This is a genomic window from Mesorhizobium sp., assembly GCF_024509055.1.
Classification (GTDB): domain Bacteria; phylum Pseudomonadota; class Alphaproteobacteria; order Rhizobiales; family Rhizobiaceae; genus Mesorhizobium.
Genome location: NZ_JANINM010000281.1, coordinates 1 through 2,234, shown reverse-complemented (window position 1 = coordinate 2,234; position 2,234 = coordinate 1). Strand labels below are relative to the sequence as shown.

At 61.4% G+C, this 2,234-nt stretch carries 2 protein-coding genes and 1 pseudogene; 1 reads left to right on the top strand and 2 read right to left on the bottom strand.

Annotated elements, in window-relative coordinates; translation table 11 throughout:
- Positions 1–238: 238 nt before the first annotated feature.
- Positions 239–1,006, bottom strand: coding sequence for a thioredoxin family protein (locus tag Q0L57_RS13070; protein WP_296743233.1), 768 nt, complete (start codon positions 1,004–1,006; stop codon positions 239–241).
- 184 nt (positions 1,007–1,190) lie between these two features.
- Here Q0L57_RS13070 and Q0L57_RS13065 point away from each other — a divergent pair, with 184 nt between their 5' ends.
- Complete coding sequence (locus Q0L57_RS13065; protein ID WP_296743231.1) at positions 1,191–1,871, top strand: ceramidase domain-containing protein; 681 nt, start codon at positions 1,191–1,193, stop codon at positions 1,869–1,871.
- Positions 1,872–1,935: 64 nt separating this feature from the next.
- On the opposite strand, the pseudogene Q0L57_RS13060 reads toward Q0L57_RS13065, so the two are convergent.
- A pseudogene (locus tag Q0L57_RS13060) lies at positions 1,936–2,234 on the bottom strand (aconitate hydratase); the annotation flags it as partial.

Here is a 2,234-nt window from a genome sequence, read left to right as displayed (position 1 = left end):
ACGATCCCAAAACCTGAATGACCGGCGTCAGAAGCAAGCTGACGCCGGTTTTTTAATGCGCGTGAAGTGATTTTCCCTTCTCCCATTGTGGGAGAAGGTGTCGCCGAAGGCGACGGATGAGGGGTGCTCCAGATGCCACCAGCGTCTCACTCCGCTGGAATACCCTTATCCGTCTCGGCGCTGCACGCCGATCCACCTTCTCCCGCAAGGGGAGAAGGAGATGCCCTCTAAGAGACGCTCAAGGCTTGTGGATGAAGGCAGCGCCGAGGATTGGTCCCGGCATGCCGTCCTTGCCGACCGATTGCAGGAGCACCGCGCAGCCGCCCTTCTTGGAAATCTCGGTCATCGGAACTTCGTAGCGCTGCGCCTTGCCGTGCCACATGCCGGCAATCTGGATGTCGGACACGGCGTTCCAATAGGTCAGGCTGCGGCCGCTGTTTTCGCCCTGGCCGATCTTAACCATCTGCGGCGGGTCGAAATAGACGATCACGACATGGGCGTCGCTCGGCCCGCCGCCCGCGTCCCCGGCATCGATCATGACGCGGTCGCTGGTGCGGCTGACCTTGATGCCGACACGCATGCCCTCGCCGGTCCGGTCGAGCCGGGCCAGCGCCCCATCGACTTCCTTGCGGCTGGCGCCGTTGACATGGCTGCGACCGTTGATGACGGCCTGCGGCGTGTAGACCGAGCGGCTGCCGAAGGCGCGCATATAGTCATACTGCCGCTCGGTGTTCTCCTTGGTGCTCAGCGTATCCTGCCAACCGAGATAATCCCAGTAATTGACATGATAGGCGAGCGCGACGATGTCCTCCTTGCCGGCCAGCTCGGCGAAGAATTCGTCGGCCGGCGGGCAGGAGCTGCAGCCCTGGCTGGTGAAGAGCTCCACCACGCCCAAAGGCTTGTCGGCTTTGCCAGTCTGGGGTTCGGTCTCGGCCGTCGCGGCACCGGCGAATGCCGACAGGACCAGCGCAAGTGCCGCAAGCCGCAATGGTCCTCGAAATGCCATGACTTTTCCAATTCACGCCGGTGATGCCGGCCTTGTTCTGATTGCTAAAATATGTGGCAGAAGCGCCTGTCAACGGGAAGTCACGTTGCGGTGAAATTTTGTCATTGCAACCACAGGTAAGGGCGCAATAGGAGAAGTCATTCCATTTCATCACGCGGTTCGATTCCGAAGGCGGCTCATCACCATGTGGCAAACTCTCCTGACGCCTGTCGATCTCTATTGCGAACGGACCGGGCCTGGACTTTGGGCCGAGCCGGCTAATGCTTTGACCAACCTCGCGTTCATTGCGGCCGGGCTGTGGGGTATCTGGGAAGTGCGGCGGCACCAGGCCGGAACCTTCGCCGAGGTTCTGGCCTGGTGGGTGGTAGCGATCGGCATCGGCTCGACGCTGTTCCACACTTTCGCGACAAGATTGACGATCTGGGCCGATGTCCTGCCGATCGCAGGCTTCACTTTGGCCTATACCCTATTCAACCTGCGACGTTTCCTCGGCATGGAATGGGGCAAGGCAATTGCCGTTTTCATCGTCTTCTACGCGGTCGCGGGCGCCATCACCTTCGCCGTGCCGGACTGGCTGCGCCAGGCCTCCAACGGCACGACCGGATACCTGCCGCCGTTCCTGGCCCTCGCCTTCTTCGGCGTCTGGGCGGCGGTAAGAGGCAATCAGGCCGGCTGGTACAATCTGGCGGGATCGGCGATCTTCGTCGTCTCGGTGATCTGCCGCATGATCGATCCGATCGTCTGCGCCAGCTTCCCGCTCGGCACGCATTTCCTCTGGCACATCTTCAACGGGCTGATGCTGGCAGTGCTGCTGGCGGCGACGGCGCGGTTCGGAGCGCCGAAGGGCAAGGCAGTAAGGCAGTAAGGCAGTAAGGCAGTAAGGAGAGTCTTTCCCTATTCCCCTACTGCCCTACTCCTTTATTCGTCGACTACGCAGCCAGATCGCGCAGCACGTATTGCAGGATGCCGCCGTTCTTGAAGTAGTCGAGCTCATCCAACGTATCGATGCGGCAGATGATCGGCACGTTCTTCACCGTGCCGTCGCCATAGGTGACCTTGGCGACCATCTTCTGGCGCGGCTTGATCTGGTCCAGCCCGTCGATCTCGACCAGCTCGTCGCCCTTCAGGTTGAGCGAGGCCCATGAGGTGCCGTCCTCGAAGACGAAGGGGATCACGCCCATGCCGACCAGGTTCGAGCGGTGGATGCGCTCGAAGGACTGGGCGATGA